The sequence below is a fragment of the Sphingobacterium detergens genome (assembly GCF_003610355.1).
GTDB lineage: Bacteria > Bacteroidota > Bacteroidia > Sphingobacteriales > Sphingobacteriaceae > Sphingobacterium > Sphingobacterium detergens.
Genome location: NZ_RAPY01000001.1, coordinates 634,083 through 647,787, shown reverse-complemented (window position 1 = coordinate 647,787; position 13,705 = coordinate 634,083). Strand labels below are relative to the sequence as shown.

General features: G+C 39.0%; 14 protein-coding genes. 10 read left to right on the top strand and 4 right to left on the bottom strand.

The window, feature by feature from the left end:
• The first annotated feature begins 149 nt into the window (after window positions 1-149).
• Complete coding sequence (gene bshB1 / locus DFQ12_RS02825; RefSeq protein WP_120259190.1) at window positions 150-881, top strand: bacillithiol biosynthesis deacetylase BshB1; 732 nt, start codon at window positions 150-152, stop codon at window positions 879-881.
• 93 nt (window positions 882-974) lie between these two features.
• On the opposite strand, the gene DFQ12_RS02820 is transcribed toward bshB1, so the two are convergent.
• From DFQ12_RS02820 to DFQ12_RS02805, 4 genes are read right to left on the bottom strand one after another with little or no spacing between them, the layout of a single operon-like run.
• Window positions 975-1,784 carry a phosphate ABC transporter ATP-binding protein gene (locus DFQ12_RS02820; RefSeq protein WP_120257509.1) on the bottom strand — a complete coding sequence of 270 codons (810 nt, stop codon included), beginning with the start codon at window positions 1,782-1,784 and terminating at the stop codon, window positions 975-977.
• Window positions 1,742-2,593 carry a PstA family ABC transporter permease gene (locus DFQ12_RS02815; protein WP_120257508.1) on the bottom strand — a complete coding sequence of 284 codons (852 nt, stop codon included), beginning with the start codon at window positions 2,591-2,593 and terminating at the stop codon, window positions 1,742-1,744. The genes DFQ12_RS02820 and DFQ12_RS02815 overlap by 43 nt, the downstream gene beginning before the upstream one ends.
• Window positions 2,586-3,482, bottom strand: coding sequence for a phosphate ABC transporter permease subunit PstC (gene pstC, locus DFQ12_RS02810; protein WP_120257507.1), 897 nt, complete (start codon window positions 3,480-3,482; stop codon window positions 2,586-2,588). Before pstC ends, DFQ12_RS02815 begins: the two co-directional genes overlap by 8 nt.
• A gap of 1 nt (window position 3,483) precedes the next feature.
• On the bottom strand, window positions 3,484-4,455 hold the full coding sequence (locus DFQ12_RS02805) for a PstS family phosphate ABC transporter substrate-binding protein (protein ID WP_120257506.1): 972 nt from the start codon (window positions 4,453-4,455) through the stop codon (window positions 3,484-3,486).
• A gap of 145 nt (window positions 4,456-4,600) precedes the next feature.
• Between DFQ12_RS02805 and DFQ12_RS02800 the strand changes: the two genes are divergently transcribed.
• The 9 genes from DFQ12_RS02800 to DFQ12_RS02760 all read left to right on the top strand — a co-directional run bounded on the left by DFQ12_RS02800 (window position 4,601) and on the right by DFQ12_RS02760 (window position 13,678).
• Window positions 4,601-6,706, top strand: a complete 2,106-nt coding sequence (locus tag DFQ12_RS02800; protein ID WP_120257505.1) for a HEPN domain-containing protein — start codon at window positions 4,601-4,603, stop codon at window positions 6,704-6,706.
• Between the two features lie 11 nt (window positions 6,707-6,717).
• On the top strand, window positions 6,718-7,476 hold the full coding sequence (cobA, locus tag DFQ12_RS02795) for a uroporphyrinogen-III C-methyltransferase (protein ID WP_120257504.1): 759 nt from the start codon (window positions 6,718-6,720) through the stop codon (window positions 7,474-7,476).
• A gap of 2 nt (window positions 7,477-7,478) precedes the next feature.
• Window positions 7,479-8,057, top strand: coding sequence for a precorrin-2 dehydrogenase/sirohydrochlorin ferrochelatase family protein (locus DFQ12_RS02790; RefSeq protein ID WP_120257503.1), 579 nt, complete (start codon window positions 7,479-7,481; stop codon window positions 8,055-8,057).
• Window positions 8,047-8,748 (top strand): phosphoadenylyl-sulfate reductase, encoded by a 702-nt coding sequence (locus DFQ12_RS02785; RefSeq protein WP_120257502.1) that lies wholly within the window; start codon window positions 8,047-8,049, stop codon window positions 8,746-8,748. Before DFQ12_RS02790 ends, DFQ12_RS02785 begins: the two co-directional genes overlap by 11 nt.
• A 54-nt stretch (window positions 8,749-8,802) precedes the next feature.
• Entirely contained in the window at window positions 8,803-9,693 is an 891-nt protein-coding gene (cysD, locus tag DFQ12_RS02780; RefSeq protein WP_120257501.1) for a sulfate adenylyltransferase subunit CysD, read from the top strand.
• Between the two features lie 32 nt (window positions 9,694-9,725).
• Entirely contained in the window at window positions 9,726-10,970 is a 1,245-nt protein-coding gene (locus DFQ12_RS02775; protein WP_120257500.1) for a sulfate adenylyltransferase subunit 1, read from the top strand.
• 682 nt (window positions 10,971-11,652) lie between these two features.
• Window positions 11,653-12,984, top strand: a complete 1,332-nt coding sequence (gene gdhA / locus DFQ12_RS02770) for an NADP-specific glutamate dehydrogenase (RefSeq protein WP_120257499.1) — start codon at window positions 11,653-11,655, stop codon at window positions 12,982-12,984.
• 101 nt (window positions 12,985-13,085) lie between these two features.
• Window positions 13,086-13,331, top strand: coding sequence for a hypothetical protein (locus DFQ12_RS02765; protein ID WP_108634281.1), 246 nt, complete (start codon window positions 13,086-13,088; stop codon window positions 13,329-13,331).
• 8 nt (window positions 13,332-13,339) lie between these two features.
• Complete coding sequence (locus tag DFQ12_RS02760; protein WP_120257498.1) at window positions 13,340-13,678, top strand: hypothetical protein; 339 nt, start codon at window positions 13,340-13,342, stop codon at window positions 13,676-13,678.
• Window positions 13,679-13,705 lie beyond the last annotated feature (27 nt).

Sequence of the window (13,705 nt, the reverse complement as noted above, 5' to 3'; positions counted from 1 at the left end):
TTCTACCTTTGACCTCGGCTTCACAGCAGTAAGTCCATCTATGTTGGCTATCGTCAAAATAAGCTAGCAATATGAAAGAATTAACTGCAGAATCATTTTAACCGATTTTGGTGAAATTGGAAGCTGTAAACAAAAAAGAGGATATCAATATGCTAAAACTAGATTTATTAGTCATTGCTGTGCATCCCGATGACGCAGAATTAGGGGCAGGCGGAGTAATGGCAAAATATGTTGCTGAAGGAAAAAAAGTAGGAATTGTAGACCTGACACAGGGCGAACTAGGCACACGCGGTACAGCTGAGACAAGGGCGCAAGAGGCAAAAGATGCCGCAACGATCCTGGGATTGGCTACTCGCGAAAATCTTGGTCTCAGAGATGGTTTTTTCGAAAATGCTATCGAAGAAAAAATGGCTATTATAAGTGCAATAAGGAAATACCAACCTGAAATTGTTATTACCAATGCGATTACCGACCGTCACCCTGATCATGGTAGGGCAGGACAGCTTGTGAATGAAGCTTGTTTCCTTTCGGGTTTAAGAAAAGTGCAAACAAAAGATGAAAATAATCATGTCCAAGAAGCCTTTCGACCACGGTTAGTATTACAGTTTGTACAGGACTATTATATCAAGCCTGATGTGGTTATTGATATTACGGACTACTATACTATCAAGGAGAAGTCAATCCTAGCCTATAAAACACAATTCTATACAGGTGAAAACACCAATCCAGACGAGCCACAAACCTATATCTCCAATCCGGATTTTATGGAATCTACTGCTGCTAGAGCGAGAGAATTTGGCCGTTATATCCAGGCAAAGTATGCGGAAGGATTTACTTCTAAAAAGATATTAGGTGTTGATGATTTATTCGACCTGAGATAAAGAAGCTGTAATAAAGTAAAGAAGTGAAAAGTCGAAGATTTTATGGAGCCTCCTAGAATCTTCGACTTACATATATAAACGATAGGCAGTTTATCAGGAGATAAAACCTTTTACATATTGTTTTGTGATCTCATGCTGTGGATTTAACAACACTTGCTCAGTGGGGCCAAATTCAAGGATTTCTCCCCCATAAACGAAAAGAATATAGTCGGACACCCTTCTAGCTTGTCGTAAGATATGTGTAACCAGAACAATGGTATAATCCTGCTTCAGCTCGATTAATAATTCTTCAATTTTTGCTGTAGATAATGGATCCAATGCAGAAGTCGATTCATCGCCAAGTATAATTTCAGGTTCAACAGCAAGGCCCCTGGCTAAACAAAGTCGTTGCTGCTGTCCAATCGAAAGACCACTTGCAGACTGCCCCAAACGATCCTTGACCTCATCCCATAAGGCTACATTTCGCAATTGTGTCTCGACAATTTTATCCAGTTCCTTTTTATTCTTGGTACCATGTATACGCGGGCCATAAGCGACATTATCGTAGATGGACATCGGTAAGGGATAAGGTTTTTGGGATAAAAGCCCCATCTTCTTACGAATATGTGTTACCTCAGCATCCTTACCATAAATATCCTCACCGTTCACGAGCACAGACCCCGTTATTTCAACACCTTTCGTATCGTCAACCAGTCGATTAAGTGTTTTCAGCAAGGTGGTCTTACCACAACCTGAGGGCCCAATGATCGAGGTTACACTGTTGTTTGGTAAGGCAAGATTAATATTCTTTAAGATATGTCTCCCATCGATATACACATTGAGATCCTTGATCTTAATGTGAGGATCAGTCAAAGGACTGTTTAACGACGATTCTTTTGTTTCGATTGAAGGATATGCGTGCATACTACGATAATTAAAATAATGATTGTTAAAACCAGGGCTGAAGCGTAAGCTCGCCCCTGTACCTCAGGAATTGGACTACTTAACTGAAAAAATATGGCCAAGGGAAGTGTTGCTGCAGGTTCATCTATATATTTAGGCAGATTATCACTGAAGCCTGTTGTCAATAGCACACCAGCAACATCACCAATAGCCCTTCCAAACGCCAACAGAATAGCCGTTAATAGTCCAGCGCGAATGCTCCGCAACATAACCTTAGCGAGCTCCCAACGTGTTGTACCAAGGGAAAGCGTGACATTTTTCAAATCTTCAGGAATCGTTTTGATTAATTCGTCTACTGTCCGTACCACAATAGGGATCGTCAATAGTGTGACCGTAATGATACCACCCAATAGCGAAGCTCTAATACCAAAATAGACCATGATACCAAAGCCGACAGCACCATAAACAATGGATGGAACACCGTAAAGTACATCGAACAAAAGCTTTGAAAACTGTGTTACTCTGGAATTTGTTCCTAAATAAATATTAAGATAAAGAGATATTGGGATGCCAATAAAAGCGGAAAGGGCGGTCGCTACACCTGCCAGATAGAGTGAACCTAATATGGCATTTAAGATTCCGCCTTCTTTACCGATGTAAAACCCACCTTTGGGTAATTGGCTGACCATCTCCCAATTGAGATAGGGAAGCCCCTTATAGAGGATCGTACCTACAATAAAAAATAGGGAAGCAGTTACTGTGATTCCGGACAGATGCATGAAACCCTTCGCGATTTTTTCGCTCAATAACCTTCTTTTGGTATTATCCATCTAAACCTCCTTCGAGACGTCTCAAGATCAGACGTGATATTAAATTGAAAACAAATATGATCACAAATAGCAATAATGCTGAAAACATCAATGCTGACTCATAAAGTGGGATAGACATCATCTCACCAAAATTGTTGGCAATTAAAGCTGGGATGGGGTAACCGGCATCAAAGATGGACGTAGGAACCTTAGGCACATTACCACAAACCATTAATACCGCAATCGTTTCTCCAAACGCACGAGAGGTTGATAGGACAATTGCCGCAATAATCCCGGGCTTTGCTTTTTTGAGAATAACATGTTTTATGGTATCCCATTTTGTTGCTCCTAAAGACAAAGAGGCTGCTTTTAATTCATATGGAATCGTTTGGAGCACCTCAACCATAATTGAAATCATGATCGGAAATATCATGACTGCCAATACGATCCCACCGGCTAACACCGAATAACCAGATGTCACCACGCCAAAAATCGGAGCAATATAAAGCTGGATCAATGGTACAATAAATAACACACCCCAAACACCATATAGCACTGGAGGAATGGCAGCCAAAACATTAACAAGCGGGAGCATCATATTTTTCAATGCATCTGAAGCATATTCAGTCAGATAAACAGCTGTTAATATACACAGTGGTATGGCAATGGCAAGGGATATCAATGTGACAGCAAGTGTGCCGGCGATAAAAGGTAAAAATCCGAATGAGCCTTTCATAGGTGCCCATACTTTGTCTGTCAACAGCTGAAATACATTGCTATATTCAAATAGTGGAATGGATTTTACGGTTAAACCGACCGCAATAATAAGGACAACTGAAAGCGAAATCAGCAGCAATAATAATGTGGACCGTTTTACTAAAGTATCTTTAACTAGACGTGTATTTAGCATGCTATAACTTATTTAGTTCTTCATTAATCAGTGTTGCACTCAATGGTACATAACCATTTTCCAGTAATTGTGATTGCGCCTGTTTCTGTAGTACAAATGAGATAAATTCCTTCAAGAGCAGAGATTCTGTTTTATTACGTGTGACAAATGTCAGATCACGCGAAGGGGGGGCAGGGTATCTTCCCGCCGCAACCGCTCCTGTCAAGTCCGACAGGGAGCCATAGAATTGCTCATCTGCTTCAATTTGCCCATTTTTATTTAAATCCAATGGCAATACATCAATATGATCAAATACTTTGTTTGTCTTTAAATTATATACATAATTAATGTTGTTGAAGCCAATGCCAAACTTATCATCTTTAATCGCTTGTGCGATGCCAGGGTCTCCGAAGATGCCAATGCCTTGCAGATCCTCCTGTTTGTGTCCAAAAAATTTGGCCCAGGTTTCTGCCGCTCCGGCGGCATCCGAACGCACGTAGACATTAATCGGATCTGAAGTAAACTGCGGATCAATTTGATTCCATGTTTTAAATTTTCGATTGACAAAAATATCCGCAAGTTCCTCCCGTGTTAAACCTCGTTTCAGTAATGCTTTATAATTCGGATTGCCAGGATTCAATGTACAAATCACAGCGTCTTTAGCGACGATAATAGGAACTGCACCTTTTTTAACTTCTTGCGCATGAAGATCCCGTGATACCAAACCAATGTCTACCATACCAGTTAGCACATCGGCTATTCCTTTGCCCGCTCCGCCTGCGGAAATATTAAAACGAACATGAGGGTGAATTTTTTTAAAGTCTTCACTCCAGATTACCGCCAAAGGGTAGAGGGCAAAAGCTCCAGATAATGAAATATTACCTTCAAACCCACGCTCTTTGCTATATCCATTCTTTACTTTTGGCGCGCATGACGTGATCTTAGATACAACTATAAAGCTAAAAACAAGGACTATAAAACATCTTTTTATCATTACACCTATTAGTCTACAGGTTTAGTATATTAAATTTTATACGGCAAATATATATTAATTTGGTAGATATTATAGAATATTAAAAAAATATTTTTACATTTGACATCGAGAAAAGAATACTAAATCAATAGATTTTATTTGTTTTATGCAAAGCTTCCGTACAGAATTAGAAAATCCAGTCGTGGAAAAGGAGATTATTGAACTTGAAAAAAAGATTCGGTTATTTCACGAAGGTAAGATCGCTGATGAGAAATTTAGATCACTGCGCCTTGCCAGGGGAGTATATGGACAGAGACAACCAGGGGTTCAAATGGTTCGTATCAAACTTCCATTTGGAAAAGTTACTTTTAAACAATTGATCAAAATCGCGGCAATCTCTGATGAATATGCAAGTCGCAACCTGCATCTGACCACACGTCAGGATATTCAGATTCATTACGTCAGTCTGGATCGCACGCCAGAGCTTTGGTCAAAATTGGCAGAGGACGATATTACCCTAAGGGAAGCCTGTGGTAATACTGTTCGTAATGTAACGGCTTCACCAACTTCGGGTATTGATCCGAAAGAACCTTTTGATGTATCACCATATGCACAGGCGACATTTGAATATTTTCTACGTAATCCAGTCTGTGCGGAGATGGGTAGAAAATTCAAGATGTCTTTTTCTGCAAGTGAAGAGGACACCGCTTTCTCGTATATCCATGACTTGGGTTTTATTCCAAAATTAAAGTATGTCGATGGTGTAGAAGTACGTGGTTTCAAAGTCTTGCTAGGAGGTGGACTGGGATCACAGCCATTTTTAGCATCGCTAACAAATGAATTTCTATCGGAAGATGAGCTAATTCCTTATATAGAGGCTACCTTAAGAGTGTTTGACCGATACGGCGAACGCAACAACCGTAACAAGGCTCGCTTTAAATATCTTATTCAGAAACTTGGCTTGGAAGAGGTGTTAAATCTGATCGAAGCAGAAAAGATTGCTACAAAAGTAAAAGCTTTCGCTATCGATCGAACCAAAATTGAACAACCGCTACCACCGGATGACAGCCAAATCACCGTACTTGATCTCGATACCGATTTAAACTATCAGGTATGGAAGAACACGAATACATTTGAACAAAAGCAAGCAGGCTATTATGGTGTCTATGTACGTGTTTCTACTGGGGACATCGGTACCGATAAAGCCCGGTCCTTGGTCGCTGGACTAAAAGATCTCGTTGCGGATGATATCCGGATAACACAAAACCAAAGTTTGCTATTGAAGTATGCAACCGAAAAGTCGCTACCTCATATTTATCAACTGCTAAAATCATTAGATCTTGCTCAGGTAGGCTTTGACAGTACTGCAGATGTGACAACATGCCCTGGCACGGACACCTGTAATCTTGGCATTTCAAATAGTACCGAAATGGCGCGGGTCATTGAGTCATATATCGCCGAATTCCACCAAGATTTTATTTTCAACAGAGATTTGAAAATTAAGATATCCGGTTGTATGAATTCCTGTGGTCAACATGGACTGGCACATATTGGCTTCCATGGCAGCTCAGTTAAAGCAGAGGGTAAGGTAGTTCCTGCCGCCCAGGTTATGCTCGGTGGCGGCACGATCGGCGATGGTGAAGGCCGGGTAGCCGAACGGATTATCAAAGTACCCACCAAACGAGTATTGCATGTGGTTGAATTCGTACTGAACGATTACAAAAAGAATGCTGAAGAAACTGAAAACTTTCATGCGTATTACGACAGACAAGGTAAAAATTATTTTTACAACTTATTAAAGCCACTGTCAGATCTGACAACGCTTTCGGAAGACGAGTTTGTAGATTGGGGGCATGAAGATACTTTTCAAACAGCGATAGGTGTTGGTGAGTGTGCTGGGGTAGTGATCGATCTGGTAGCAACATTGATCTATGAGGCGGAGGAAAAGCTGCAATGGGCAAATGAGACATTCGGGGAAGCAAAATTCGCAGACGCTATCTATCATGCATACAATGCCTTTGTTCAGGCAGCGAAAGCCTTGCTGTTAGATAAAGGTATTAGCGCAAGCACACAAAATACAGTGATCAATGAATTCCAGACACATTTTGTGGAGTCCGGGGAATATAACTTTGATCAGTCATTTCCGGAGCTTGTCTTACAAATCAGTAAAAATGAACCTACGGAGGTCTTTGCAACAGGTTATCTACAAGAAGCCACAAAGTTTATCAATGAGGTTTATCAACGTAAAAATTTAACGCCTGTATTGGCTTAGGAGGGAACGGAATGTCGATAGAAGCAAAAGTAACTTTAGTAGGTGCTGGGCCAGGAGACCCAGAATTGATTAGCCTTAAAGGGATCAAAGCAATCCAGAAAGCGGATGTTATTTTGTATGATGCGCTGGTTAATGAAGAACTATTGGATTATGCGAAGGCAGATTGTATAAAAATTTACGTCGGAAAACGTGCTGAACAGCTTTCAACATCACAAGATGAAATCAATCGCTTACTGGTTGATTATGCTTTAAATTATGGGCATGTGGTGCGTTTAAAAGGTGGAGATCCCTTTGTCTTTGGACGTGGAGGTGAGGAGATCGATCATGTGGCACAATATGGTATTGAAACAGCCGTTGTACCGGGTATTTCCTCCGCTATCGGTCTGACAGGGTTACAGCAGATTCCTTTGACCTATAGAGGGATTAGTGAAAGCTTTTGGGTGATAACAGGGTCAAAATCTGATGGTAGTTTATCTAGCGATCTATACCTAGCAGCGGAATCCAATGCGACTGTAGTCGTTCTGATGGGCTATGGGAAATTAGCAGAGATCGTGGCCATCTACCGGGATAAAAATCTTCATCATTTACCTATCGCTTTGATTCAGAACGGTTCACTGCCCAATGAAAAGGTTGTATTGGGAACAATAGACAATATATTAGATGAATCTACTGAAAAAAGAGTTGGGGTACCAGCTATTATCATCATAGGTGAAGTGGTGGCGAAACACAGATCGTTTCAACAGATTAAAGAAAAGGCGCTTGCATTATAAATATGAATCAGTTGTTTCCCATATTCGTTAAACTTGATCAGATCCAGACCTTACTGGTCGGAGGAGGAAAAGTTGCGTTGGAAAAATTCCAGGCATTGATAACAAATGATGAGCGATTGAACCTAACTGTTGTTGCAAGGGAAATTGTTCCAGAATTTGAAATATTACTCAGGAATTATCCTCACATTCAACTTCATATACGTCCTTTTGAGACGACTGACATTGAACACAAGCAACTTGTGATTGCGGCCACGAACAATATGGAACTGAATGATGAACTTCGTGCGTTAACATCACTTCACAATATACTTTTCAATGCCGCGGATAAACCAGATCTATGCGACTTTTATTTGGGATCAATTGTTACTAAAGGCAATCTAAAAGTTGCGATTTCCACAAACGGCAAATCGCCAACGATTGCAAAAAGGGTGAAGGAACTGCTCAATGATCTATTACCAGCTGAAATCGACGAAACGCTTTCACTGATGAGTGAATATCGTGAACAGTTGAAAGGGGACTTTGAATTTAAGGTAAAGAAGCTGAACGAACATACCAAAAATATATTACGTCATGAGCGTTAAGGAAATTAAAGAAATTATCGGTGATAAAAAGGGAGTGGAGATGCTGCAAGTAATTGCATCCCTATATCCTTCAGAAGTTGTTTTTTCGACATCTTTTGGGATAGAAGATCAGATTATCACCGAATGGATCGGCAAAAACAATATCGGTATCGAGATTTTCACTTTAGATACCGGTCGATTATTCAAAGAGACGTACTCTTTGTGGAGCCGCACATTGGAACGTTATCAACTGAATATCAAGACATACACACCAAACACAATATTGCTGGAAGATTTTATCAGTAAAAAGGGGCCTAATTCTTTCTATGAATCTGTTGAAAACCGTAAAGAATGTTGTCGGATCAGAAAGATTGAACCATTGCAGCGTGCTATCAAAGGAAAAAAAATCTGGATTACCGGCATTCGGTCTGAACAATCGGTCAATAGACATGATATGGATTTTGTAGAGTACGACGAAGTAAATGATATCATAAAAATCCATCCGCTGTTTGACTGGACCTTTGATCAGGTAAAAATGTATTGTAAAGAACAGTATATTCCCTATAATGTCTTACATGACAAAGGATTTCCGAGCATTGGTTGTCAACCCTGTACAAGAGCTGTTCAGGAAGGAGAAGATTTTCGTGCCGGAAGATGGTGGTGGGAAGATCAGAGTAAAAAAGAATGTGGTTTACACGCTGTTAAATCTTAATCATAAAAAAGCGTATACCCGAATTCATTAAATCAAATTTTATTATTTCAAAGAATGGACTATTTAGATCATTTAGAAGCGGAAGCAATATATATATTAAGAGAAGTCGCTGGACAGTTTGAAAAACCAGCACTATTATTCTCGGGCGGAAAAGATTCCATTACATTGGTTCATCTAGCAAAAAAAGCTTTCAGACCGGGTAAATTTCCCTTTCCACTGGTTCATATTGATACAGGGCACAATTTCCCAGAAACTATTGTTTTCCGTGACAGTCTTATTGAAGAAATTGGAGAAAAACTTATTGTTGGCTATGTCCAAGATAGTATAGATCAGGGCAAAGTCGTTGAGCAGAAAGGTAAAAACGCAAGTCGTAATGCACTTCAGACTGTTACCTTACTCGATACGATCTCGAAACACGGTTTCGATGCATGTATCGGAGGGGCACGTAGGGATGAGGAGAAAGCACGTGCAAAAGAACGTATTTTCTCTGTTCGTGATGAGTTTGGACAATGGGATCCAAAAAGACAAAGACCAGAGTTGTGGAGTATTTTCAACGGTAAGATAAACAAAGGCGAGAATGTACGGGTATTCCCGATATCAAACTGGACTGAGCTCGATGTCTGGAATTATATCAAACGCGAACAGATTGCATTACCATCCATTTATTTTAGTCACGAGCGGGAGGTAATTACCCGTAACGGACAATTAATGGCAGCAGCACCATTTTTGAATATTGATGAGGAAGATGTTGTTGAGACTAAATCTGTTCGTTTCAGGACGGTCGGAGATATGACCTGTACAGCAGCAGTAGATTCTACAGCAACTGCTTTGGATGATATCATCGCGGAAATCAAGGCATCAACAGTCAGTGAACGTGGGGCTCGGATGGATGACAAAGTATCCGAGGCAGCAATGGAAGAACGCAAAAAACAGGGATATTTTTAATTCCTCAAATCTAATACTTGATATTGACAACAATGAATATATTGAAATTTATAACAGCTGGTTCGGTAGACGATGGTAAAAGTACCCTAATTGGTCGATTGCTATACGATACCAATTCTATTTTGGATGACCAATTGGAAGCGATACAGCGTGCCAACCGAAAAAATGATGATGGAACAGTAGATTTAGCGATATTAACGGATGGACTAAAGGCAGAACGCGAACAGGGAATAACCATCGATGTCGCTTACAAATATTTTCAGACCGATCATCGAAAATATATTATCGCTGATGCTCCGGGCCATATCCAATATACGCGAAACATGGTTACCGGCGCATCCAATTCTGAGCTGATTATTATCTTGGTAGATGCACGGAAGGGGGTTATTGAACAAACGAAAAGGCATTCGTTTATTGCTAAATTACTAGCGATGAAGCAGGTATTAGTATGTGTCAATAAAATGGATATGGTAGATTATAGCGCTACTGTTTTTGAACAAATCAAAAATGATTACCAGCAATTGGCTGCTAACTTGGGACTTCAGGACGTTGATTTTATCCCAGTATCCGCATTGAAAGGTGACAATATTGTTCATAAATCCGATCGTATGCTCTGGTATTCCGGAGAATCGCTATTGGATTACCTGGAAAATGTTGAAATTCATGAAAATCAAGCGGCGAATTGGAGATTCCCTGTACAATGGGTTGTAAGGCCACAAACAGATGATCTCCATGACTATAGAGGATATGCCGGTAGAGTGTTAGGAGAGGGGCTTACTGTAGGCGATCAGGTGATTATTTATCCTTCTGAAACATATAGTACCATAAAGGCGATAGAATTTAACGGCCTACAGCTTGACCGAGCAGAAAATGGACAGTCAGTTATTCTTCATTTAACAGACGATGTGGACATTAGCCGTGGCGACACGATTGCAAATGTTGAAAAACAGCCAAAATTTGAGCGCAATATACAAGCAAACGTATGTTGGTTTGACAATAAGCCCTTGGATACCGAACAGATCTACTTGCTTCAGAGCCACAGTAAATTGACAAAAATTAAGATTGTCGATGTGCTTTATAAATTTGACATCAACACACAGGAAAAAGTTTTCGACGAAACGATTAAGCTCAATGATATTGGTCGGATTGCAATCAAATCTGCTGAAAATCTTGTATTTGATTTACAAACAGAAAATTCTGCAAATTCTCAAGCCATTGTCATAGATCCACGGACTAACTTAACAGTTGGTGCTTTGATGATTCAGGCAGTTGATTAGTATTTTTTATTCTGTAAATATTCAACCTAAATATTTATTGAGGAATCTGAGCGTTTCGCTTGGATTCCTTTTTTATTTAAAATATGTAAGCCTTATTTGTAAATCATTGTAAGAAAACTTATTTTATATAATATCAAAAACCAGCAATAACTATATTAAATAATTCATTAAAAACCTCCATTCTCATCACTATACATATTTATTATAATTTATATTATGTTAAATAGTAATTTGCAAACCCTCCCTTTTACCCAACGATTTGTTATATTTTGTAATAAAATAGTATTTGCTACACTGTTATAACGAAAACTCTAATCTCATTGCACATAGCGATTTTAATTCCGCGTAAAATCAGATCTTACAATCTATTGAGACTTCATGATATAATGGCCTTATAAATTTTAAAATTTATAAGGCTTAGAATTACACAAATCATTACGTTTAGTCTGTTCTATTATAAAAACGAAAATGATTCTTTTTTTTAGCTAAAGTATCGAATAAAATACGTGGATGATTTGATTTCGGCTACAATTCTATATTATCAAGCTAAATAGACATATTTTATAGAATTTGAAATTTCATTATAACAACGTAAAATTTATAAAAAATTAACAAAAATTGGATTTTTATTAAAAAATACATAAATTAGTGCCAGCCAAAGGGAAATTTTACTAATTAAAACATGTCAAAAAATTTTAACGAGTTCATTGCGAGCGTTGAGAAACGCAATCCAAATGAGCCAGAATTCTTACAAGCTGTAAAAGAAGTTACAGAGGATTTATTTCCTTATATCACCAACAATCATCCTGAGTTTTTCGATCAAAAAATTCTTGAAAGACTGACCGAACCTGAACGTATTATCTCTTTTCGTGTAACCTGGTTAGATGACAATCATAATGTACAGGTAAACCGTGGATACCGTGTGCAAATGAATAGTTCTATCGGTCCATATAAAGGCGGACTTCGCTTCGCTCCTTCTGTGAATCAAAGTATCTTGAAATTTCTTGCTTTTGAACAAGTTTTCAAAAACAGTTTAACAGGCTTGCCAATAGGTGGCGGTAAAGGTGGTTCTGACTTTGATCCTAAAGGCAAATCAGACAATGAAATCATGCGTTTTTGTCAAAGCTTTATGACGGAATTATATCGTCATATAGGTGCAGATACAGATGTTCCTGCTGGGGATATTGGTGTTGGAGGACGTGAAATTGGCTTTTTATTCGGACAATTTAAGCGTCTTCAGAACAATTTTACTGGGGTTCTAACAGGCAAAGGTGAATTATGGGGCGGCTCCTATATTCGTCCAGAAGCTACCGGATATGGCCTACTATACTTCGTAGATTGTATATTTAAACATAAAGGGCAATCCTTAAAAGGAAAAGTTGCAACAGTTTCAGGTGCTGGTAATGTTGCATTTTATGCTGTTGAAAAAGCGATGCAATTAGGTGCAAAAGTAATTACTGTTTCTAATAGCTTGGGTACATTGTATGATCCAGATGGCTTTGACACAGAAAAAATGGCTTTTGGAGCAACTTTAGGACGGAATTTAGACCAATACCCTGCTCGTTATCCAAATGCGCAGTTTTTACCGGGCCAAAAACCTTGGCAATTTAAATGTGATATTGCATTACCATGTGCGACACAAAATGAATTGGATGAATCCGATGCGAAAACACTTGTGTCAAATGGCTGTATTTGTGTTGCTGAAGGCGCTAATATGCCTTCCACTGCCGAAGCTATTAAGGTTTTCTTAGATGCAAAAATTAGTTTTGCACCAGGGAAAGCTGCAAATGCTGGCGGGGTTGCCGTAAGTGGTCTGGAGATGTCCCAAAACTCGATCCGTACACAATGGGGTACTGAGGAAGTTGATAGCCGTCTGAAAACAATTATGGAAAGCATTCACGAAACTTGCTTAAAATATGGCAAAGAAAGTGACTTTGTTAATTACTTAAAAGGTGCCAATATTGGCGGCTTTATTAAAGTGGCTAATGCCATGAAAGCTCAGGGAGTTGTATAATCAGCCTTTTTCTAATCATATCATAATCCTGAACGCTCAAATGTATTTCATTTGGGCGTTTTTTTATACTTTTATGGTAATTTTTAAAACAAGAGATTTACATGAGATTAATAGCGGAACTCCCCCATCCTGATTGCAAGATTTCCATCTTTGGAATGAACCAGAAATTCATCATCAAATTTGAACAAGGAAATCTGGAGCAATCTTATAAAATTGCAGAGGTTGACATCATAGGCGGCGTAAATGGTGTTTTTGAATTGCTCGATGAGGAATTTCTTAAAAGTGTAATAGACCAGTTCTCGTTAATGCGTCAATCTTTTAACGGTGCTTACAGTAGATACGAATAGCGACAATTATGTTAAATTACCTTTATTTTGCGGCATTTTGGGCTTGCCAAATTGTCTCCTCCATCCTATTTAAACTTGGCGGTATTCACCCCAAATATAAATGGGCGGCGTTGATTGTTGGGAATATTATTTTGCTTTCAGCAAGTTGGTTTCTGATTCAATTATTTAAGAATGTCTCTCAACCTATTGTTATCGCATTATGTTCAGGTGGGACTTTTCTGACGGTTCAATTGGCAATGGCATTTTATTTTAAAAGTCCACTGAGCTGGCAGCAGGTTGTCGGTATGTTTGTTATTATTGTAGGTATGGTGATGATTACCTTTGGTGGCAAAGATCAAACGATCTAAAAAGGTAAAAAAGAACTCGCATTTTAC